This window comes from Sphingomonas sp. AC411 (assembly GCF_979253035.1).
This window is the reverse complement of sequence record NZ_CEEDAQ010000001.1, coordinates 2,444,907-2,465,312: the sequence shown is the minus strand read 5'-3', so window position 1 is coordinate 2,465,312 and position 20,406 is coordinate 2,444,907. Positions and strand designations below refer to the sequence as shown.

The 20,406-nt window shown below is 66.5% G+C and carries 14 protein-coding genes, 1 tRNA gene and 8 pseudogenes; 13 read left to right on the top strand and 10 right to left on the bottom strand.

The window, feature by feature from the left end; translation table 11 throughout:
• Positions 1 to 295: 295 nt before the first annotated feature.
• Positions 296 to 1,024, bottom strand: coding sequence for a hypothetical protein (locus tag AC0IX7_RS12640; protein WP_471812197.1), 729 nt, complete (start codon positions 1,022 to 1,024; stop codon positions 296 to 298).
• Positions 1,025 to 1,251: 227 nt separating this feature from the next.
• Here AC0IX7_RS12640 and AC0IX7_RS12635 point away from each other — a divergent pair, with 227 nt between their 5' ends.
• On the top strand, positions 1,252 to 1,473 hold the full coding sequence (locus AC0IX7_RS12635) for a hypothetical protein (protein ID WP_056052052.1): 222 nt from the start codon (positions 1,252 to 1,254) through the stop codon (positions 1,471 to 1,473).
• Between the two features lie 173 nt (positions 1,474 to 1,646).
• Here the strand turns inward: AC0IX7_RS12635 and AC0IX7_RS12630 are convergent.
• The 3 genes and pseudogenes from AC0IX7_RS12630 to AC0IX7_RS12620 form a co-directional block, all read right to left on the bottom strand.
• Positions 1,647 to 2,246: pseudogene (locus AC0IX7_RS12630) on the bottom strand (glycine zipper 2TM domain-containing protein).
• Positions 2,247 to 2,356: 110 nt separating this feature from the next.
• Complete coding sequence (locus tag AC0IX7_RS12625) at positions 2,357 to 2,785, bottom strand: OsmC family protein (RefSeq protein WP_471812196.1); 429 nt, start codon at positions 2,783 to 2,785, stop codon at positions 2,357 to 2,359.
• Positions 2,786 to 2,875: 90 nt separating this feature from the next.
• Positions 2,876 to 3,181 carry a glycine zipper 2TM domain-containing protein gene (locus AC0IX7_RS12620; RefSeq protein ID WP_131583811.1) on the bottom strand — a complete coding sequence of 102 codons (306 nt, stop codon included), beginning with the start codon at positions 3,179 to 3,181 and terminating at the stop codon, positions 2,876 to 2,878.
• A 219-nt stretch (positions 3,182 to 3,400) separates the two neighbouring features.
• Here AC0IX7_RS12620 and AC0IX7_RS12615 point away from each other — a divergent pair, with 219 nt between their 5' ends.
• A complete protein-coding gene (locus AC0IX7_RS12615; protein WP_187503526.1) occupies positions 3,401 to 4,039 on the top strand; it encodes a trimeric intracellular cation channel family protein in 639 nt (212 codons plus the stop codon).
• A gap of 866 nt (positions 4,040 to 4,905) precedes the next feature.
• On the opposite strand, the gene AC0IX7_RS12610 is transcribed toward AC0IX7_RS12615, so the two are convergent.
• Complete coding sequence (locus tag AC0IX7_RS12610; RefSeq protein WP_471812194.1) at positions 4,906 to 5,490, bottom strand: GNAT family N-acetyltransferase; 585 nt, start codon at positions 5,488 to 5,490, stop codon at positions 4,906 to 4,908.
• Positions 5,490 to 7,299: pseudogene (gene sppA, locus AC0IX7_RS12605) on the bottom strand (signal peptide peptidase SppA). Before sppA ends, AC0IX7_RS12610 begins: the two are co-directional and overlap by 1 nt.
• 623 nt (positions 7,300 to 7,922) lie before the next feature.
• Between sppA and groES the strand changes: the two are divergent.
• From groES to AC0IX7_RS12570, 7 genes and pseudogenes are all read left to right on the top strand, one after another.
• A pseudogene (gene groES, locus AC0IX7_RS12600) lies at positions 7,923 to 8,208 on the top strand (co-chaperone GroES).
• 97 nt (positions 8,209 to 8,305) lie between these two features.
• The gene (groL, locus tag AC0IX7_RS12595; protein WP_254685161.1) at positions 8,306 to 9,949 is read left to right on the top strand and encodes a chaperonin GroEL; all 1,644 of its coding nucleotides are present in this window, start codon (positions 8,306 to 8,308) and stop codon (positions 9,947 to 9,949) included.
• 107 nt (positions 9,950 to 10,056) lie between these two features.
• Positions 10,057 to 10,859: pseudogene (locus tag AC0IX7_RS12590) on the top strand (Uma2 family endonuclease).
• A gap of 38 nt (positions 10,860 to 10,897) precedes the next feature.
• Positions 10,898 to 11,332 carry a sigma factor-like helix-turn-helix DNA-binding protein gene (locus AC0IX7_RS12585; protein WP_471812193.1) on the top strand — a complete coding sequence of 145 codons (435 nt, stop codon included), beginning with the start codon at positions 10,898 to 10,900 and terminating at the stop codon, positions 11,330 to 11,332.
• Positions 11,333 to 11,349: 17 nt separating this feature from the next.
• Complete coding sequence (locus AC0IX7_RS12580) at positions 11,350 to 11,844, top strand: hypothetical protein (RefSeq protein ID WP_471812191.1); 495 nt, start codon at positions 11,350 to 11,352, stop codon at positions 11,842 to 11,844.
• 67 nt (positions 11,845 to 11,911) lie between these two features.
• Positions 11,912 to 12,253 (top strand): hypothetical protein, encoded by a 342-nt coding sequence (locus AC0IX7_RS12575; protein ID WP_471812190.1) that lies wholly within the window; start codon positions 11,912 to 11,914, stop codon positions 12,251 to 12,253.
• Between the two features lie 148 nt (positions 12,254 to 12,401).
• Positions 12,402 to 12,797 (top strand): winged helix DNA-binding protein, encoded by a 396-nt coding sequence (locus tag AC0IX7_RS12570; protein ID WP_471812189.1) that lies wholly within the window; start codon positions 12,402 to 12,404, stop codon positions 12,795 to 12,797.
• A 54-nt stretch (positions 12,798 to 12,851) separates the two neighbouring features.
• On the opposite strand, the gene AC0IX7_RS12565 is transcribed toward AC0IX7_RS12570, so the two are convergent.
• A tRNA-Gly gene (locus tag AC0IX7_RS12565) sits at positions 12,852 to 12,925 on the bottom strand.
• A 117-nt stretch (positions 12,926 to 13,042) separates the two neighbouring features.
• On the opposite strand from AC0IX7_RS12565, the gene AC0IX7_RS12560 reads away from it, so the two are divergent.
• On the top strand, positions 13,043 to 14,317 hold the full coding sequence (locus AC0IX7_RS12560) for a methyltransferase family protein (protein WP_471812187.1): 1,275 nt from the start codon (positions 13,043 to 13,045) through the stop codon (positions 14,315 to 14,317).
• A gap of 22 nt (positions 14,318 to 14,339) precedes the next feature.
• Here AC0IX7_RS12560 and AC0IX7_RS12555 read toward each other — a convergent pair whose 3' ends face one another.
• The 3 genes and pseudogenes from AC0IX7_RS12555 to AC0IX7_RS12545 all read right to left on the bottom strand — a co-directional run bounded on the left by AC0IX7_RS12555 (position 14,340) and on the right by AC0IX7_RS12545 (position 16,624).
• Positions 14,340 to 15,452 carry a glutamate--cysteine ligase gene (locus tag AC0IX7_RS12555; protein ID WP_471813869.1) on the bottom strand — a complete coding sequence of 371 codons (1,113 nt, stop codon included), beginning with the start codon at positions 15,450 to 15,452 and terminating at the stop codon, positions 14,340 to 14,342.
• Between the two features lie 140 nt (positions 15,453 to 15,592).
• Positions 15,593 to 15,859: pseudogene (locus tag AC0IX7_RS12550) on the bottom strand (hypothetical protein); the annotation flags it as partial.
• A pseudogene (locus AC0IX7_RS12545) lies at positions 15,852 to 16,624 on the bottom strand (16S rRNA (uracil(1498)-N(3))-methyltransferase). The pseudogenes AC0IX7_RS12545 and AC0IX7_RS12550, both read right to left, overlap by 8 nt.
• A gap of 621 nt (positions 16,625 to 17,245) precedes the next feature.
• Here AC0IX7_RS12545 and ubiA point away from each other — a divergent pair.
• The 3 genes and pseudogenes from ubiA to AC0IX7_RS12530 all read left to right on the top strand — a co-directional run bounded on the left by ubiA (position 17,246) and on the right by AC0IX7_RS12530 (position 20,350).
• A complete protein-coding gene (gene ubiA / locus AC0IX7_RS12540) occupies positions 17,246 to 18,187 on the top strand; it encodes a 4-hydroxybenzoate octaprenyltransferase (protein WP_471812185.1) in 942 nt (313 codons plus the stop codon).
• Positions 18,188 to 18,196: 9 nt separating this feature from the next.
• Positions 18,197 to 19,541 (top strand): annotated as a pseudogene (locus AC0IX7_RS12535) (TldD/PmbA family protein).
• A gap of 46 nt (positions 19,542 to 19,587) precedes the next feature.
• Positions 19,588 to 20,350, top strand: a pseudogene (locus AC0IX7_RS12530) (3'(2'),5'-bisphosphate nucleotidase CysQ).
• The last annotated feature ends 56 nt before the right edge of the window (positions 20,351 to 20,406 follow it).

Here is a 20,406-nt window from a genome sequence, read left to right as displayed (position 1 = left end):
AGAGAAGGGAAGCATCCCCGCGCCCTAGCGTGAATCGGCGAAAACGGAAGGTGCGGTTGGGAGGGGCTATGCACCCTCGCGCGAGCTAGTTGTTTCCCGCGAAGGCGGGGACCCAGCCTGGACTCCCGCCTTCGCGGGGAAACATGGAGAGGGAGGGGAGTCACCCCAATCGGCACCACCCCGGCGAAGGCCGGGGCCCAATTGGAAAGGTCGCAGTAACGAAGGACCGCGCTCAGTTAGCGACGTTTCCCAGTTGGGCCCCGGCCTCCGCCGGTGGTGCCCCTAGCGGAACACCTCACCGCCCGGCGTTGGAAACCATATCGACATCGCTCCCGCCGCCGGCCCGCGCCGTCACATACACCACATACGCGTCGTTCCCCCGAACCCCGCCCAGCACATGCTGCCTGCCGTCCGTGCTGTGCCCGGCCGAATACCCCGCCGCCCGCGCCTTCGTGAAATACCAGTCGAGCATCTTCTGCATCGGCGCAGCACTCGAAAAACTCACCACGCGTAAGCGACAGCCGTCGCGATCCGCCCCCGCAGCCTCGGTCAGCCGCGCCGCCGGATACAGCGGCAGGTCCGCCGGCAACCGGTTCGCCCACCCCGCCGAATAGCTGATCTTCTGCGCACACGCGCCCGCATCCGGCGTCTTCTGCCGCTCCGCCAGCGTCCCCAGCGTCAGCGCGCCGTTCGCCGTCTTGCACTCGGGGCAGTCGTTCGACGGCGCCGGCGCGCGCTGCAACGTCTTCGGGTCGACCGGATCGGCCTTCAGCGGACCCTCGGGCGGCACCGCGCCGCCTTCGGGTCGCGTCGGTGGCCGTACCGCATCGGTATTGGACGATTGGGTCAACCGGGGGTCGACCATGATCTGCCCGCCCAGCGCCGACGTCAGCGCCGGATCGCGCACCGTGCCGTTAGTCAGTTCGGCATCGAGGCTGTTGAGATCCTGCTGGTCGGTAGAGGACCGGTTGCAGGCGGCCAGCGCGAGCGGGAGGAGAAGGGCGGAGCGCAGGGGAAAAGTCATCACCCCCATCCTATGCGCGAAAGACGGTGAAGAAAGCGTTTTTCCGCTCACTTCCGATCCTCCCCTGCCAGGGGAGGTGGCTGGCGCTTGCCAGACGGAGGGAGGTAAGGAAACCTCTGTTGCGTGTCCGCCCCTCCGTCGCCTTCGGCGACACCTCCCCTGGCGGGGAAGGATCGTAAGATCCGGCTAGTCTTGCCCGAACCACCGCGACTCGCCATGTTCTCTGCATGCTGAACATCGTCTCGATCCTCATCGGCCTCGTCACCCTGGTGCTCGGCCTCGTCGCCTTCATTCCGCTGCTCGGCTGGATGAACTGGCTCGTCATTCCGATCGGCATCGTCGGCGCGGCGGTCGGCGCGCTCTCGTCGAGCAGCGGCGGCCGCAACCTCAACATCGTCCTGATCATCATCTTCGCGCTCCGCCTGAGCCTCGGCGGCGGCATCATCTGACGCGAAAGGGCCCGGCGTTCCCACCAGGCCCTTCCGATCCCTAAATCCTCCCCGCCAGGGAGGTGGCACCGCAGGTGACGGAGGGGAGGACACGGAACGGCGGTTACCCGTTCCTCCCCCACCGTCTGGCAAGTGCCAGCCACCTCCCCTTGCGGGGAGGATTGTATTATGCCTCAACGGCAGCGCACGTTGCCCCGGTCGATCGACGACCCCAGCACCGCGCCACCGCCGGCACCGATCAGCGTGCCGAGCAACTGCGAACCACCGCTCGAGATGATGTTGCCGAGCGCGCCGCCGGCCAGGCCCCCGACGATCAGCCCTGTCGTCCCGTCGTTGCGACGGCAGTAATAGCGCCCGTTGCCGCCGCGATAGATGCGGTCGTTGCGGCCCAGGCGACGTTCCTGGTAATAGCGCCCGTCGCGATAATAGCGGTCGGCGAAATAGCCCGCGCTGCCCTCGCTCGTAGCGATTATAGTCATAGCCGCGATACTGCTGCCAGTTGCGCCCGTCGTTCCGGCGGTCCTGCCGGATGTCGCGAACGTCGCCGCGGCGATCCTGCCGTGCATCCGCACCTCTTCGCGATATTCGCGGCGCGCATCGCGGACGTCACCGCGTGAATCCGCGTTGCGAACGTCGCGGCGATAGTCGCGCTGCGCATCGCGGACCTCGTTGTTATATTCGCGATTGGCGCCCCGGATCGTCGACTGCGCAGCGACGGGCATCGCACTGAACGCGGTAGCGGCAAGGGCTGCCGACAATATGGCGATACGCATTATCTCTCTCCCAAATGATGTGCGTACTGAACGGCCGGCCAATGCGGGGTTGCGTGAACCGCAAACTACGTCGCATTCAGCCGGCCGACAGATCCCTGTGATCAGGCGCTTTATGCCGCCAGGTTGTGCTCCAGCGTGATTTCGGCGTCGAGCACCTTCGACACCGGGCAGTTCGCCTTGGCATCCGCGGCGATCGCCTCGAACTCTTCCTTCGAGATGCCGTCGACCTTGGCGTTCAGCGTCAGCGCCGACTTGGTGATCTTGAACCCGTCGCCGTCCTTGTCGAGCGTCACCTTCGCCGACGTCTCGAGCGTCCCTGCCTCATAGCCCTTGCCCGCGAGCGCGAAGCTCAGCGCCATCGTGAAGCACGACGCATGCGCCGCCGCGATCAGTTCCTCGGGATTGGTGCCGGGTTCGTTCTCGAACCGCGTATTGAAGCCGTAAGGGCTGTCGGACAACACGCCCGACTGTGTCGAGACATGGCCCTTGCCGCTCTTGCCGAGGCCTTCATACTTTGCCGAACCGCTGCGTGTGGTCATGATGGGGTCCTTTCGGGACATGAAAAAAGGCGCCGTGGTTCCCACGACGCCCGTCTTCAACGCACCACCCGCAAAATGGCGGCGCGGTTTTTAGCGGCAACGACGATTGTTGTTGCTGGTGCCCTTGTCGATCGCACGGCCGGCGAGGCCACCGAGGACTGCGCCACCGAGCGTGCCGACGGTGCGGTCGCCGCGGGTGTCGACCGTGCGGCCGAGCAGCGCGCCGCCGACGCCACCGATGATCGTGCCGGTCGTGCCGTTCGACTTCTTGCAGTAGACGCGGCCGTCACGACCACGCCACTCGCGGCGATCGCGCGCGTCTGCGGCCGAAACCGGGATCAGGACGGTCGGCAGGACCATCGCGCTGCAGCCGAGTGCCAGGATGAACTTACGCATGTTTAACTCCCTAGTGAATTGATCTGGTGGTGTAACGATGTGACTATACGGCGAGTTGCATGAACCGAAAACAACGTCGCGTTCATCGATGCGTTTGGTTCCGCGGCGATCGGGCGGTGGGCGCGGAAATGCCCCGGATCGGCCATATGACGACCACATGGCGGGCTCTATGGAAAAAGCCGGGTTACCGATCATCGATGTTTCGCTAAGTCGCTGGGGATGCTTCCGCACACGCTGATCCCGCCCGTCCTGCCCGCGACCGGGCCGTGGTTCGATATCGCGGGGCTCGCGGTGTTCGCCGCCTCGGGCGCGCTGGCCGCCGCGAAACGCGACCAGACCTTCGTGACGGTCGTCTTCTTCGCGCTGATCACCGGCGTCGGCGGCGGCACGGTGCGCGACCTGCTGATCGGCGCGCCGGTGTTCTGGATCCGCGATGCACGCGCCGCCAGCGTATGCCTGGTGATGGCGCTGCTGATCTGGACGACGCCGGGCCGCTGGTGGCGCGAGGAGGCGCTCGGCTGGTTCGACGCAGTCGGGCTGGCGGCCTATGCGGTCTATGGCGCGGCCAAGGCGCTCGGCTACGGCGTGCCGCCGGTCCCCGCCGCGCTGATGGGGGTGATGACCGCCTGCGTCGGCGGCATCATCCGCGATGTGCTGGCCGGCGAACCCTCGATCCTGATGCGCCCCGAGCTGTACGTCACCGCGGCGGCACTGGCGGCGGCGAGCTATGTCGGCCTCGTCCTGCTGGGGGTTCCCAACGCCTGGTCCGCGGTGATCGCCGCCAGCGCGGGCTTCACCCTGCGCGCCGCCGCGATCCGCTACCACCTCGCGCTGCCCTCCTACGGTGGCCGCCGCTAGCGTAAAGCAGGCGCGACTGTTTCCCCGGAGACGGGGACTCAGACCGGACTCCCGCCCTCGTGGGAGAACAAGGAGGGGCTCTCTAACTCCAGCCGACGGCTCTTTTGGACCAATCCGGCTCCCCAACCACCACCCCGGCGGAGGCCGGGCCCAATTGGGGAACGTAGCCAACGACGGACCGCGCCTCGTTACTGCAACCTCACCACCTGGGCCCCGGCCTCCGCCGGGGTGGTGTAGGTGTTCACGCTGGTAGTCAGGCGCGCATCGGATGCGGAGACCTTACGAGGAAAGGTGATCGCGCCAAGGCGCAAACCGCTCCCCTCCCTGAAAGGGAGGGGCTGAGGTGGGTAGGCCCGCTCATGTCCCCACAGCCGAGACACAAGGAAACCAACCCACCCCCAACCCCTCCCTTCCAGGGAGGGGCGAAGAAGAAGCCGCGCTGCTCTTAGGCATCGGCCGCTTGAATAGGTGCCGCCCGCGTTAGACAGTCCCGTATAGCGCCAGTCCCCCAGCAGAGCGCCAGCCCTCGCGGAGCGCCTAGCCCCGCAGAGCACCAGCCCGGATCCCATCCAACCTTTGTGATACGAGACGGTGCCAAAACCGTTCCGTCACCCCGGACGGGTTCGTCACGTATCCCCGTCAAACATGCAGCTGTCATTCCCGCGCAGGCGAGAACCCATCCGGGCAAACCTCGCGACATGACCGCGACCTTTTGAGCATCTGGATCCCCGCCTCCGCGGGGATGACTGAGCCCTAGATGACTCAGCTTATATGCCAGAGAGGAAACCCGCCATCAGGAGCCAGGAACCAGTCCGGTACAAGAATCAGCAAGAATCAGATCGCCCGCGCCAAACCAAACCCAGCGCCTACCCCCGCACAACCCCAACATCCGCAAACCGCTTCGGCTCGACCGGCGGCACCGCAGGCTCGTTCAGTTCGCACTGCCAATGCCCGACATCGATCCACTGCCCGTTCTTGTACCCGACCTCGCGGTGCACGCCCGCGCGGCGAAACCCGACTGCCTCATGCAGCTTGATCGACGAGTCGTTCGGCAACGCGATCGCCCCGATCGCCTGCGTAAACCCTTGCGCCCGCAGCGTATCGATCAGCGCCTCGTACAATAGCCGCCCCGCGCCCTGCCGCTGCGCCGCGTCCGCGACATATACCGTGGTCTCGCACGCGAACCGGTACGCCTCGCGCTTGTGGAACGGCGCGGCATAGGCGTACGCCAGCACGCCGCCTTCGGGCCCGACCGTTGCGACCAGCCATGGGTACAGCCCGTCCGACGCCGCCATCCGCGCCCGCATCTGCCGCGCATCCGGAGCCTCGGTCTCGAACGACACCGTCCCGACCAGCACGTGCGGCGCATAGATCGCGGCGATCGACGCGGCATCCTCGGGCCGCGCGGCCCGGATCACGATCCCGCCGCCATTGCCCGAAGTGGCCACCATCAGAAGCCGATCCGCGCCAGCAACAGGTCAAGCAGCTTCGCATCGCCGATGCCCGCCGTCGTCGGCCCCATCCCGCCACACTCCAGGCAGCGCGCCTGGATCGAGCCCGACGTCGCCAGCCGCTTCATGTCGCCGACCGCCTGCGCGAGCATCTGGCGACGATCCGCCGCGACATGCGCGAACGCATCGCCGCCCCTGCGTCGTCGTCCGAACCGTTGTCGCCGAAATCCTGCGCGATCGTCGCGAGGAAGCCCGGCTTCTTCTCCAGATACTCGGCGTGCACCTTCGCCGGATCGAGCTTCGCGCGCTTGGCCGCCTCATCGATCGCGTCCTTGAGCGTCCCGAACCGGTCGACCAGCCCGATCTGCCGGGCGGTGCCGCCATCCCAGACGCGGCCCTGGCCGATCGCGTCGACCCGCGCCGGAGTCATCTTCCGCGACGCGGCGACGCGGCTGATGAACTCGCGATAGCCGTTCTCGATGCCCGCCTGCGCGATCGCGTCGAACATCGGCGTGGTGCCGCCGACGATATCGGGCTGGCCCGATAGCGGAGTCGTCTTCACGCCGTCGCTGGTCACGCCGATCTTGGCGAGCGCGTTCTCGAAGGTCGGGATCACGCCGAATATGCCGATCGATCCGGTGATCGTGCCGGGTTCGGCGAAGATCACGTCGGCGGGCGTCGACACCCAGTATCCGCCGCTGGCCGCCAGCCCACCCATCGACACGACGATCGGCAGCTTCTGCCGCTTGGCCTCGAGGATCGCGAGCCGGATCTGCTCCGACGCCAGCACCGATCCGCCCGGTGAATCGACGCGGACCACCAGGGCCTTCAGATCCTTCTTGGCGAGCCCGTCGAGCACCGCCTTCTCGATCGTCTTGCCCGCCGCCTTGCCGGGGCCGCTCTCGCCGTCGACGATCTCGCCGGCGATCGTCAGTACGCCGATCGCGTCGCCCGCGGTCGGCAGCGGGTTTGCCTTCACCCAGGCATCGTATTTGATCGTGTTGAAATTGCCCGCCGGCTTCTTGTCGTCGGACCCGGCGATCTCCGCGACGCGTCGCCCGAACGCGGTCCGGTCGCCCAGCTTGTCGACGATGCCGGCGCGCAGATTGGCCTGCGCGATGTTGCCGTTCGCGGCGATGATGACCTTGTCGGGCGCGCTCATGAACTGCGCGATCTGCGCCTTGGGCCGGGCCTTGGCGACGGCCTCGCGCCACTGCGAGAACAGCGTGCCGTACAGCGCGGTGCTCGCCGCCTTGGCGTCCTCGCTCTGGTCGGCGCGCGTGTAGGGCTCGACGAACGACTTGTAGCGGCCGACGCGGTAGACGTGCGCGTTGACGCCGAGCTTGTCGATCAGGCCTTGTAATAGAGCTGGTTGCCACCCGGACCCATGAAGATCGTGCCGCCCAGCGGATTGACCCAGACCTCGCTGGCGTTGGCCGCGAGGCGGTAGCCGCCATCGGTGTACGCCGTCGCATAGGCGAGCACCGGCTTGCCGCTCGCGCGCACCCGCGCCAACGCATCGCCGACTTCTCCCAGCGCCGCGGGATACGCGCCACCGAAGCTGTCGAGATCGAGTACCACGGCCTTCACCCGCGCATCGGTTCTCGCCGTGTCGATCGAGCGGACCACGTCGCGCAGGCGGAACTGGCGAGTCGTGTTCTGCCCCGAGAGCGCGGCGAACGCGGCCTGCTCCTCGGGCTGCTCGACGATCGAGCCATTGAGGTCGAGCACCAGCGCGCCGTCCTTGATCGCCGTGGTGCTCTGCCGCGCATTGAGCGCCGCGAAAATAAGCCCGAAGAACAACAGCATCGCGATCAGGACGAGCGCATCCTTGATCGCCACGAGGAACTTCCACACGCCCCGCACCAGCCGCCATTTGCGGCGAGGCCGCGTCGGGTCGGTGTAGGACGGGGAGGGGCGTAGGACGGCGCTGCGGTATCGGTCATGGGACGAGAGCTAGAGCATGCGCGGACCGACGTAAATGGCCTGTGTTACCGTGCCAACACAGGGGTGGTTCTAGTCCCTAAGCCCACCCCGAGCGGCACGCAGTTCCCCTCCCGCCTGCGGGAGGGGTTAGGAGAGGGCGTCCCACAAACGCCCCGCCTCGGCAAAGCCCTCCCCCGACCCCTCCCGCAGGCGGAAGGGAGCAGAAGCAAGGTTCGCCGGGCTTGTTCTCCTGCGCACGCAGGAGCCCAGGATCACAAGCGCCCCCTTGGTCACCCTGGACTCCCGCGTGCGCAGGAGAACGGCAGTGTGGTCCGTAGCGTCGCCACCACCCCCTCAGCCACGACGCCCGAAACCCACGTCCGCCCGAAAAATTTCACCCCCGGAACCTTTGACATGCCGCACCACGAGGCACATATGCCGTCCGTTGGCACTCGGGTCCCCTGAGTGCCAGAAATCTGTCACAATCCCAAAAGGACATGGACCCCATGAACTTTCGTCCGTTGCATGATCGCGTGCTGGTGAAGCGCCTCGAAGCCGAAGAAGACGGCTGGCGGCATCATCATCCCCGACACCGCCAAGGAAAAGCCGCAGGAAGGCGAAGTCGTCGCCGTCGGCACCGGGACCCGCGCCGAGAACGGCACGATCACGCCGCTCGACGTCAAGGCCGGCGACAAGATCCTGTTCGGCAAATGGTCGGGCACCGAGGTCAAGGTCGATGGCGAAGACCTTCTGATCATGAAGGAATCTGACATTCTCGGGATCGTCGGCTAACCCCGACCGACCTCAGGGATCATCGGTTTCAAACCTGATCTTGGCCTAACCCGGCCTAACCTTCTTTTTCTATATCTCATCTGAAAGGGCAGCTGACATGGCTTCCAAGGACGTGAAATTCGGTCGTGACGCGCGTGAGCGCATCCTCCGCGGCGTCGATATCCTCGCCGACGCGGTCAAGGTGACCTTGGGCCCCAAGGGCCGCAACGTCGTCATCGACAAGAGCTTCGGCGCACCGCGCATCACCAAGGACGGCGTCACCGTCGCCAAGGAGATCGAGCTCAAGGACAAGTTCGAGAACATGGGTGCGCAGATGCTGCGCGAAGTGGCCTCGAAGACCAACGACATCGCCGGTGACGGCACCACCACCGCGACGGTTCTGGCGCAGGCCATCGTCCGCGAGGGCATGAAGTCGGTCGCAGCGGGCATGAACCCGATGGATCTGAAGCGCGGCATCGATCTCGCCGTCGTCAAGGTCGTCGAGGACGTCAAGGCGCGCTCGAAGCCGGTTTCGGGTTCGAAGGAAGTGGCGCAGGTCGGCATCATCTCGGCCAATGGCGACCGTGAAGTCGGCGAGAAGATCGCCGAAGCCATGGAGAAGGTCGGCAAGGAAGGCGTGATCACCGTCGAGGAAGCGAAGGGTCTCGAATTCGAGCTCGACGTCGTCGAGGGCATGCAGTTCGACCGCGGCTACCTGTCGCCGTACTTTATCACCAACCCCGAGAAGATGACCGTCGAGCTTCAGGATCCCTACATCCTGATCCACGAGAAGAAGCTGTCGAACCTGCAGGCGATGCTCCCGATCCTGGAAGCCGTCGTCCAGTCGGGTCGTCCGCTCCTGATCATCGCCGAGGACATCGAGGGTGAGGCTCTGGCCACGCTCGTCGTCAACAAGCTGCGCGGCGGCCTGAAGGTCGCAGCGGTCAAGGCGCCGGGCTTCGGCGATCGTCGCAAGGCGATGCTCGAGGACATCGCGATCCTGACCAAGGGCGAGATGATCTCGGAAGACCTCGGGATCAAGCTCGAGACCGTCACGCTCGGCATGCTCGGCACCGCCAAGCGCGTTACGATCGACAAGGACAACACCGTCATCGTCGACGGTGCCGGCGATCACGACGCGATCAAGGGCCGCACTGAGGCGATCCGTCAGCAGATCGAGAACACGACCAGCGACTACGACAAGGAGAAGCTCCAGGAGCGTCTCGCCAAGCTTGCCGGCGGCGTTGCCGTGATCAAGGTCGGTGGTTCGTCGGAAGTCGAAGTCAAGGAGCGCAAGGACCGCGTCGACGACGCGCTGCACGCAACCCGCGCAGCCGTCGAAGAGGGTATCGTCCCCGGTGGTGGTACGGCTCTGCTGTACGCGACCAAGGCACTCGACGGCCTGACCGGTGCGAACGAAGACCAGACGCGCGGTATCGACATCGTCCGCAAGTCGCTGACGGCTCTGGTTCGCCAGATCGCGCAGAACGCAGGTCATGACGGTGCGGTGGTTTCGGGCAAGCTGCTCGACGGCAACGACACGTCGATCGGCTTCAACGCCGCGACCGACACGTACGAGAACCTGGTGGAAGCCGGCGTGATCGATCCGACCAAGGTCGTCCGCACCGCGCTGCAGAACGCAGCATCGGTCGCAGGCCTCCTGATCACGACCGAAGCGGCCGTGAGCGAAATGGCCGAAGACAAGCCTGCCATGCCCATGGGCGGCGGCGGCATGGGCGGCATGGGCGGCATGGACTTCTGATCCGAAGGGCGGCCGTAGCCACGATGGCTACGGACTCGCCCAAGGACGGCCGGCGGGCTGGTGGCGCAAGCCACTAGTCCCGTCCGACGAAAGCAGCGGCTTCGCCGATGCTCGGTTCCAAGCCAAACAAACGACCAAAGCAAAGGGCCGGGGGCAATCCCGGCCCTTTGTTTGTCCGTAGACAAGTGGTAAAACCCACCCATGCGGCACGATCCCCTCTACAAGAAGATCACGGTCGACGAGTTCCTCGCGATCGACTTCGGTACCGATCGCAAGTTCGAGCTGGTCGACGGGGTCATCCGCATGATGACCGGCGGCACCCTGCGCATTCCCGCGTGGCAAGCAACATCCTCGGTTTCCTGTATGGAAAGCTCCGCGGCACCGGCTGCCGGGCCTACAACTCCGACATGGGCGTCCGCGTCAACGACACCGACCTACGCTACCCCGACGTCAGCGTCTTTTGCGGCAACCTCGCGAACGCGAGGAACAACGCGCCTTCACCGATCCCAAGGTGATCTTCGAAGTCCTCTCCGGCTCGACCGCAAAGATCGACCAGGGCAGCAAACTCGCCGAATATCGCGAACTCGCGTCGATCGACACGATCGTCTTCGCCGACCCCGAGAACGAACTGACCCGCGTCGTCCAGCGGCTCGGGCCGACCACATGGCGCGACGATATGTTCGCGCAGCCGCACGACGTCGCGCTCCCTCGCTCGACCTCGTCATTCCGCACACGGAAATCTTCGCCCGAGACTGAAGCCCGTCGGGCCGCCCTGTTCTCGGCCGCGTTCCCGCCCGTGCCGACGCGGGTCGCATCCAATGCCTCCAGCCTTGCTCGGCACCTCTGCGTTTCCCGCGGCAGTCCACGTAGTTTCGATCGGCCCGGCGTCGCGCCGATATCTCGAACGTGACAGGTGCAACCGTCGCGCGTTCACGCTACCACCCTGCCATGACCGCAGGACGTATCGATCAGTTGACCGAAGCCCAGCGCGCCTGCCTGCGATTGGTGCTGACCCACCACAATTCGAAGGAGATCGCTGCGATCTTCGGCGTGTCGCCGTCCGCGATCGACAAGCGGATCGAGCGCGCCATCCAGGTCCTCGGCGTCGGCACGCGGTTCGAAGCGGCGCGACGGCTCGAGGAGCATGAGCGCGGCACGACCGTCGAGCCCGCGCCGGTTCGTGAAGAACCCCAGTCCCCCGAGCCCGCGGCCACATACGAACGGCTACCATCCGAACCAATCGACGTTCCCATCCCCCCTCCGACACCCCAGACAGCGCTCAGATCGAGCCGTGGGGGCTTGTTCGCCGCTTCTTCGGACTGTCCGGAGCGAGTGGATCGACGGGAGCGGCGCGCAATCGGTTTTCGGTTGGCGACAGGATAGTCCGACTGATCGTACTCATGGTCTTGATCGCCGTCGCGTCGATGGCACTCGTGAACATGGCGATGACGTTGACCAGCCTGTTGCGATCGAACCGAGACCGCAATGCTCCGGTACACGGTGCCGCAACGACGGCGCCATCGGGGAGAACGACGATGTTGAAACAGCGACGTGAGGCGACCGACAAGGTCACGGTCGATTTTCTGAAGGCCGAGGCTGCGGTCGATCACGCAGCGATGCTCGCCGCATCGTGCGTATCGACGCTGTTGCAGCAGCGGGCCGCCGCCAACTTGCCGGTCGGTACCGGCGTGATGGCGTTGCAGATGCTCTCGCAGGCATCGCTCGACATCATCAACGCGCGGCAACGCTTCGTCGAAGCGCATCGCGCGCTGGTCGATGTCCGCGCGGAGATCGGGCTCGGTCAGTTCTATGGGTATGGCGATACCGCGGAATGTCCGCCCAACGAAGGCGCGCTTCGTGCCGACGGCCCGGTTCGCTTGGCGGCGGTGGCCTGAACGGCCGGTTTCGGTCCTGCTTTGGAGGTAAGAGTTGGATCGGGTGTGGCTGTTCTACGCGATACAGGTGGCCGCGTCCGGCTATGCCCTCCTACGGGGTGGCGCACCGGAGCGGTTGACGGGATTGGCGTTGCTGCTCGCGGCGGTTTCCACCGGCCTCGTTCAGCGGAACGTTCCGTTCCTGTTCGCGGGGCTGGAGGCGGGCGTGTTGATCGTCGACCTGATCCTGCTCGCGGCGATGGTCGCGATCACGCTCAAGGCGGATCGGTTCTGGCCAGCCTGGGCCACTGCGCTCCACGCGTTGGGGACGGGGCCCATCTGGCCCGGGCGATCAGTCCTGACGTCATCCGGCTCGTCTATGCCGTCCTCTCCGCGGCCTGGAGCTATCCCATCGTCCTGCTTCTCGTGATCGGGACAGTCAGGCACTCGCGCAGGATCCGAGCCCGTGGCTGGGATCTCGACTGGAGTCGCCAGGACCCGACCCTCCGCTGAAGCATATTCGGAAGACGTTTATGACTTACGCAATTGCCGTGGTGCCTATCACGGCCGCCAAGCGCGTGGCTTTTCTGCCCGCCGCCAACGTGGCCGTCGCCGATCCGCCGTCGGGCGGGGTATCTTCCCCGGCGTTGGTGGAGGTTGCCAAGCGGCTCTACACCGTCAGGAAGATTCGTGACGAACTTCTCGGCGAAGCGCTGTTTTCGGAACCCGCATGGGATATCCTGCTCGACCTGTTCATTTCCGATCACGAGCGTCGTCAGCTCAGCGTGTCGGCGGTCTGCATCGGCGCGCGCGCGCCCTCGGCGACTGCGCTGCGGTATCTGACGATGCTGCAGGATGCGGATCTGGTCGAACGGACGCGCGACGAACGCGACGGTCGGCGTTCGCACGTACGGCTGACGGTGCTCGGCCGACGGCGCATGGCAAGCCTGTTGGCGCAGTTCATCGCGGAATGAAGGCAGCGGACGCTAGACTGGCGCTGGCAAGGCTAAGGATCGGCGGTGCCGATTTGGAGCGGGTAACGAGAATCGAACCCGTGTATTCAGCTTGGAAGGCTGCTGTACTACCATTGTACTATACCCGCCCGACGCATGGCAGCGAGGGTGGAACTAGCGTCGCGACGCGCCCGGCGCAAGCGTCCGTGTGGTCGCCCCCGAACATGCTTCATGCCTTCATTACCATATTGCGCTAGGTCGCCGGCATGGATCACGACCCAGCGATTGCCATTCCTGCCACCCGCGATTCCCGGCCCAAGTCGGCGGTCAGCCACGGCGCGGGCTTGGCGGGGCTCGCTGGCGTGCTTGTCTGGATCGGCATCGCGCGGCATTTCGGCATGGACGGGCCCTATTCGGCGCTGATCAACGTCGCCGCGTGCGGCGCACCGATGATCGTCTGGTCGTTGCTGGTCGACAAGGTCCACTTGAACCCGAGTACCGGCATCGACTGGTCGGCCGGCAAACCCTGGCGCGAGACGCTCGACCTGAGCCTCACCAAGCTGGCCGGGCTATGGGCGACCTGGGCGGGGATCGCAGTGATCTATGGTGCCGGGCGCTTCTACTGGCAGGGTAATTTCGCGTTCGCGATGTGGTGCTTCACCAATGCCGCACCGATCCTGTTCGTCGCCTCCATCCCGTACGTGCTGTGGATCGACCGCTATCTGGTCGAGCCGCGAGACGGCGCCTGGCATCTCGGCGCGTGGATGACGGGGCAGGCGGGTGTCGACCGCGAGGCGATCTACGGCCATCTCCGCGCCTGGGGGGTGAAGACCTTCTTCCTCGCCTTCATGCTCGCGATCGTGCCGCCGGGGTTCGGCGATTTCGTCCGCGGCGATGTCGCCTCGGTGCTGCGGGATCCGGTCGCGCTGTCGAGCTGGCTGGTGACGCTGATGTTCCTGATCGACGTGGCGTTCGCGACGGTTGGCTATCTGCTGACCTTCCGCCCGCTCGATTCGCACATCCGCAGCGCCAACCCGTTCGCGGCAGCGTGGATGCCGGCACTGATGTGCTATCCGCCGTTCATCCTGATGACCCCCGGCGGGCCGCTCGATTATCATCCCGGCACGTCGGACTGGGCCTATTGGTTCCAGGGGCATCCGATCCTGCTGTCGCTGATCGGCGCGGTGCTGGTCGGACTGACCGCGATCTATGCGTGGGCGACGATGGCGTTCGGCTTCCGCTTTTCGAACCTCACCAACCGCGGCATCCTGACGCACGGGCCCTACGCAGTGTCGCGGCACCCGGCCTATCTGTCGAAGAACGTGTTCTGGTGGATCTCGACGATCCCGGTGCTGACGCTCGGCAGCGTCGTCGACGCCGCGCGTGCGACTCTGCTGATGGCAGCAGTCAGCGGCGTCTATTACTGGCGCGCGAAAACCGAGGAGCGGCATCTGAAGCTAGACCCGGATTACAACGCCTATTTCGACTGGATGACCCGCAACGGCCTGGTGCCGCGGCTCTTCGCGAAGCTGCGGGGCTAATTCCTCCCGCCTGCGGGAGGGGTTAGGAGGGGCTGAAGTCTACTCGACAGACCGAGTGATCAAGCCCTCCCCCGACCCCTCCCGTAAGCGGAAGGGAGCAGTTAAAGCTCGACTCGTCGTACACCTTGGAAACGTCGCCGCCCCAGACGCCGTGATACTTCTCCAGCAGCACTTCGGCGGGTACCTTGCCGCTGCGGACGATCTCGCGAAGCGGGTCTAGGAAGCCGCTCTCGTTGTCGCCCGCCCGGTTGAACCGTGCCCGCGCCGTCAGCCCGGTTCCGGCGATGTCGAGCGCCTGTGCCGCGATATCGCGCAGCTTGCCACCGCCCGCGATCGGCGCATCCAGCCCCAGCTTCGGCACCGCATCGCGCAACGTCTGGCGCTCGTCGATCGACCAGTCCTTGACCAGATCCCACGCCGCATCGAGCGCACCCTGGTCGTACAGCAACCCGACCCACAGGGCCGGCAGTGCGCAGATCCGGTTCCACGGGCCGCCATCGGCACCGCGCATCTCGAGGAACGTCTTCAACCGCACCTCGGGGAACGCGGTCGACAGATGATCGGTCCAGTCGTCGAGCGTCGGCTTCTCGCCCGGCAGCACCGACAATTCGCCCTTGAGGAAGTCGCGGAACGACAGCCCGGCGGCGTCGATATATTTTCCCTCGCGGTAGACGAAGTACATCGGCACATCGAGCGCGTACTCCGCATAGCGCTCGTAGCCGAAGCCATTCTCGAACACGAACGGCAGCATGCCGGTGCGGTGCGGATCGGTGTCCGACCAGATATGGCTGCGATACGACAGCATGCCGTTCGGCTTGCCTTCGGTGAACGGCGAGTTGGCGAACAGCGCGGTGGCCAGCGGCTGGAGCGCCAGCCCGACACGGAATTTCTTCACCATGTCCGCCTCGGACGCGTAATCCAGGTTCACCTGGATCGTGCAGGTCCGCAGCATCATGTCGAGGCCCATGCTGCCGACGCGCGGCATGTGGCGCAGCATGATCGCATAGCGCCCCTGGGCATCGTCGGCAGTTCGGCGCGCGTCTTGTCCGGCCACATGCCGAGCCCGAGAAAACCGATTCCGAGCTTCTCGCCCGCCGCCTTCACCTGCTCCAGATGACGCCCGGTCTCGGCGCAGGTCTCGTGCAAGCTGTCGAGCGGCGCGCCGGAGAGTTCGAACTGGCCGGCCGGCTCCAGGCTGATGCTGCCGTCGGGACCCGACATGGCGATGGCGTTGCCGCCTTCCATGACCGGCTTCCAGCCATATTGCTCCAGCTCGCCGAGCAATGCGCGGATGCCGCTCGGTTCGTCATAGGACGGCGCATGATGATCGCCGTTCGCATAGACGAACTTCTCGTGCTCAGTACCGATCCGCCACGCGTCCTTCGGCTTCTCGCCGCCCGCGAAGCTGGCGATCAACTGGTCGCGCGACTCGATCGTCGGGCTGGTCTTTTCGGAGCTGGATTCGTCGTCATCGCCGCGCCTTACGCGCCGATGAACGAGGGTGCTAGAGGATTCGGACCAATCGGTATCAATGTCATGCACCCGCCCGATCGGCGCTCCAATCGGCGCTCCAGTCACCGGCGGCCGCCATCCATAACGCGACGGCGGCACCCGCCGCGGTTTCCGCCCGCAGGATGCGTGGACCGAGGCCGATACCGACGGCGTTCGGATGCGCGCGGATCGCCTCGCGTTCGTCGGCGTCGAAGCCACCTTCGGGTCCGATCAGGATCGCGGCCGGACCGGGTCGCGACCGCATCGCCTCCAGCGCAGGCACACCGCCGGTCTCGTCCGCGAAGAACAGCGCGCGGTCGGCGGGCCAGTCGCGCAGCAGCGCGGGGAGCTTCACCGGTTCGACCACTTGCGGAAGCGCGGTGCGTCCGCATTGCTCCGCGGCCTCGATCATCTGCGTGCGCAGCCGCTCGGTATTGGGCTTGTCGACGATCGTGCGCCGCGTGACGACGGGTTGCAGCCGCGCGACGCCCAGTTCGCATGCCTTCTCCGCCATCCAGTCGACGCGGCCCTTCTTGAGCGGTGCGGCACAGAGCCACAGGTCGGGCACGTCCTCACGCGGCCGCAGCATTGCGGTGACGTCGAGCACGAGGTCGCGCTTGCCAACGCTCGACGCGACGCCAAGCCATTCGCCGGTGCGATCGTCGAACAGCTTCACCGGATCGCCGATCTTCATCCGCATCACACCGACGAGATAATGCGCCGCTGGCCGTCGACGTGGAGCGGGCCGGGCGCGAGGAGGCTATCGACGAAGAGGCGCGGCGTGGATTGCGGCGGCCAGGCGGGAGTTGCAGGCATGGTGAGGGCCTTAGCAAATCCTCCGGAGTACGGGGAGGGCCGCGATGATAATGCTCGCGGTTCCAGGGGTCGGGACCCGATCGATCCTCCCCGCCAGGGGAGGTGGCTGGCACTGGCCAGACGGAGGAGAGGCAAGCGAAACGACTGTTCCGTATCCTCCCCCTCCGTCACCTTCGCGCCACCTCCCCTGGCGGGGGAGGATCAAGAAGCGGCTGAATCCTCCTCGTGCCGGGGAGGATTTTGCGCACCGTCTAGCTCCCCTCCCTGGAAGGGAGGGGCTGGGAGTGGGTTGGCCTGTAACTGCCGAGACGCTCGCCAAGCAGCCGACCCACCCCCGACCCCTCCCTTCCAGGAAGGGGAGCAGTTAAGCAGCGCATTTCAGCGCTTCCGCCGCGCCCACATCTTCCGCGCCACCACCCACGCAACAACCAAAACCACGACCCCAAGAATCAATACCCCAGCCACCGCCCCGGCGACCCGGAAGATCCCCCAGAACAACGCCTCGACGAGATCGCCCGACCGCGACCGAAAGGCCGATCACAAAGAGGCTCCATACGCGACACGCCCCACCGGTAGCCGGCAAGGCTTGCGCGCCAAACCCCGTCTTCCTACGCCCGCAGGATGCAGACCCAGCCGAGCCACGCGGAAATCGTCCCTGACAGCGAGCATCGCGGTCTCGTCGGCCGCCTCCCGCCAACCCTCCGCGGCCTCGCACTTCTCGCCCGTTTCGATCGCCCGATCGGCTGGTGGCTGCTGTTCTGGCCCGGCGCCTGGGGCGTCGCGCTCGCCGGTGGCGCTGTGCAAAGATGGGACCTGATCCTCTGGCTTCTCCTCGGCAGCATCGCGATGCGTGGCGCGGGCTGCGTCTTCAACGACATCGTCGACCGCGACCTCGACGCGCAGGTCGCCCGCACCCGCGCCCGCCCGATCCCGAGCGGCCTCGTGTCGATCAAGCTCGCCTGGGTCTGGCTCGTCGCACTCTGCCTGATCGGCCTGATCGTCCTTCTCCAACTCACTCCCTTCGCCGGACTCGTCGCGCTCGCCAGCCTGGCCCCCGTCGCCGCTTATCCGTTCATGAAGCGCATCACCTGGTGGCCGCAGGCGTGGCTCGGCATCGTCTTCTCCTGGGCGTTGCTGGTCGGCTGGAGCGACATCGCCGGGGCGCTCGATGGACCGATGTGGCTGCTCTACGCCGGCTCGATCGCGTGGGTGATCGGCTACGACACGATCTACGCGCTACAGGACCGCGAGGACGACGCGATGATCGGCATCCGCTCGTCCGCGCTCCGCATGGGCGCGCACGTCAAGACCGGCATCGGTGCCTTCTACGTCGCCGCCGTCGCTTTATGGGCAGCCGCCTTCTGGCAAGTCCGCCCCGACCCGCTCGCGGTCGCCGCGCTCGTCCCCGTCGCGCTTCATCTCGCCTGGCAGGTCGCAACGCTCAAACCCGACACGCACCAAGGCGCAGGCACCGCCGCACTCGCCCGCTTCCGCGCGAACCGGTTCGCCGGACTGCTCATGTTCCTCGCCTGCGTGGTTGTCGGCACGTCCCTCCATCCTTAAGTCGCTGCTATGCTGACCCCAGACCAAGCCCGCGACCGCGCCCACGACATCGTCCAGCGTGCGAAGGCGGCGGGCGCCGACGCCGCCGATGCGGTCTTTGCCGCCGACGCCGCGCTCGACGTGTCGATCCGTCTCGGCAAGCTCGAGGATATAGGCCGTTCCGAAAGCGAGGATCTCGGCCTGCGTGTGTTCGTCGGCCAGCGCTCCGCCAGCGTCTCCACCTCCGACCTGTCGACCGCGGCTATGGATGCGCTGGTCGAGCGGGCGGTGGCGATGGCACGCGAGGCACCGGAAGACCCCTGGGCCGGTCTAGCCCCGCCGACCGCCTCCTCCACGGCATCGTCCCAATGCTCGGCCTCGACGACGGCGGCGAGGTCAGCCCGAACAACTCCGCGACGCAGCGCTCGAAGCCGAAGACGCTGCCCGCGCAGTCCCCGGCGTCTCGAACAGCGAAGGCGGCGGCGCCAGCGCCTCGCGCAGCGTCTGGGCGCTCGCCACCAGCCACGGTTTCGCCGGCGCCTATGCCGCGACCGGCTACGGTGTCTCGGCCAGCGTCCTGGCAGGCGAGGGCGGCGGCATGCAGCGCGATTACGCGCACAGCAGCGCCCGCCTCCGCGCGCATCTCGAATCGCCCGAAGCGATCGGCCGCCGCGCCGGCGAGCAGGCGGTCGCCCGCCTCAACCCCGGTCGCCTCGTCAGCGGGCCCACCACGATCGTCTACGACCGTCGCGTCGGCGGATCGCTGGTCGGCCACATGCTCGGCGCGATCTCCGGCCAGGCGATCACGCGGAAGACCAGCTTCCTGCTCGATTCGCTCGGCAGCCAGGTGTTCGCGCACGGCATCACCATCCGCGACGATCCGCACCGCCCGCACGGCCTGCGCTCGCGCCCGTTCGACGGCGAAGGCCTGCCCGTCTCGCCGAGCGACATCATCGAGGACGGCATGCTCGAACGCTGGCTGCTCGACTCCGCCTCGGCACGCCAGCTCGGCCTCGAACCCACCGGCCACGCCGCCCGCGGTGTCGGCGGCGGCCCCGGCGTGGCGACCAGCAACGTGTTCATGGAGCCAGGCCATGTCCCGCTCGAAACGCTGATCGCCGACATCGCATCGGGTGTCTACGTCACCGAACTGATGGGCGGCGGCGCGAACGGCGTGACCGGCGACTACAGCCGCGGCGCGGCCGGCTTCCGCATCGAGAACGGCCAGATCACCACGCCGGTCGCGGAATTCACGATCGCCGGCAACGTCAAGGACATGTTCCTCGCGATGACGCCCGCCAACGACCTCGAATTTCGCTACGGCGTCAACGTGCCGACCCTGCGCGTGGAGGGCATGACGGTGGCGAGTGGCTGATCCGCGCCGCCGCGGACCGGAACCGTCGCCGGAATGGCTGCGCGCGATGGCCGACGCCGTCGCGAAGATCGCCATGGAGGCCGGCGCGATGGCGCACGACCGCTTCGACACCGATTTCCAGCGCTGGGAAAAGACCCCGGTAGCCCGGTCTGCGAACTCGACATCGCGATCGACCGGATGCTCAAGGCGCGGCTGTCGACCTTGCTCCCTGAGGCGGGATGGTTGTCCGAAGAGACCGCCGACAACGCCGACCGCCTCGCGCATGACCTGCTCTGGGTGGTCGACCCGATCGACGGTACGCGCGACTATATCCGCGCGAGGCCAGGCTGGTGCGTGTCGGTCGCGCTGGTCGATCGCGGTCGCCCGGTGATCGGCATCCTCGACGCCCCCACGCGCGACGAGCACTGGCGTGCGGTGGTCGGGCAGGGCGCCACCCGCAACGGCGTGGCGCTCAAGACCGGCACCCGCACGGAATTCGCCGGCAGCCGCACCCCGTCGACGCCCTCCCCAAAGCCGACCGCGACCTCGTCATGGTCCACAAACCCAACTCGATCGCGCTCCGCATCGCGATGGTCGCCGCCGACGAAGCCGACCTCGTCGCCACCCTCCGCTGGGGCAACGAATGGGACATCGCCGCGGCGGTGCTGGTCGCGAGCGAAGCAGGGGCGACGGTGAGCGATGCGCTCGGCGCACCGCTGGTGTTCAACAAGCCGCGCCCGCAGGCGTTTGGGGTGCTGGCCTGCACCCCAGGCATCCACACCGCGGCGGTCGAGCGACTAGCGGATCGAGCACGCACGGTACTGGGTTAACGACGGTGATCGGGTAGAGAGCAGAATGGCGGCTTTTGGCGCTTCTGGTCGAGCAA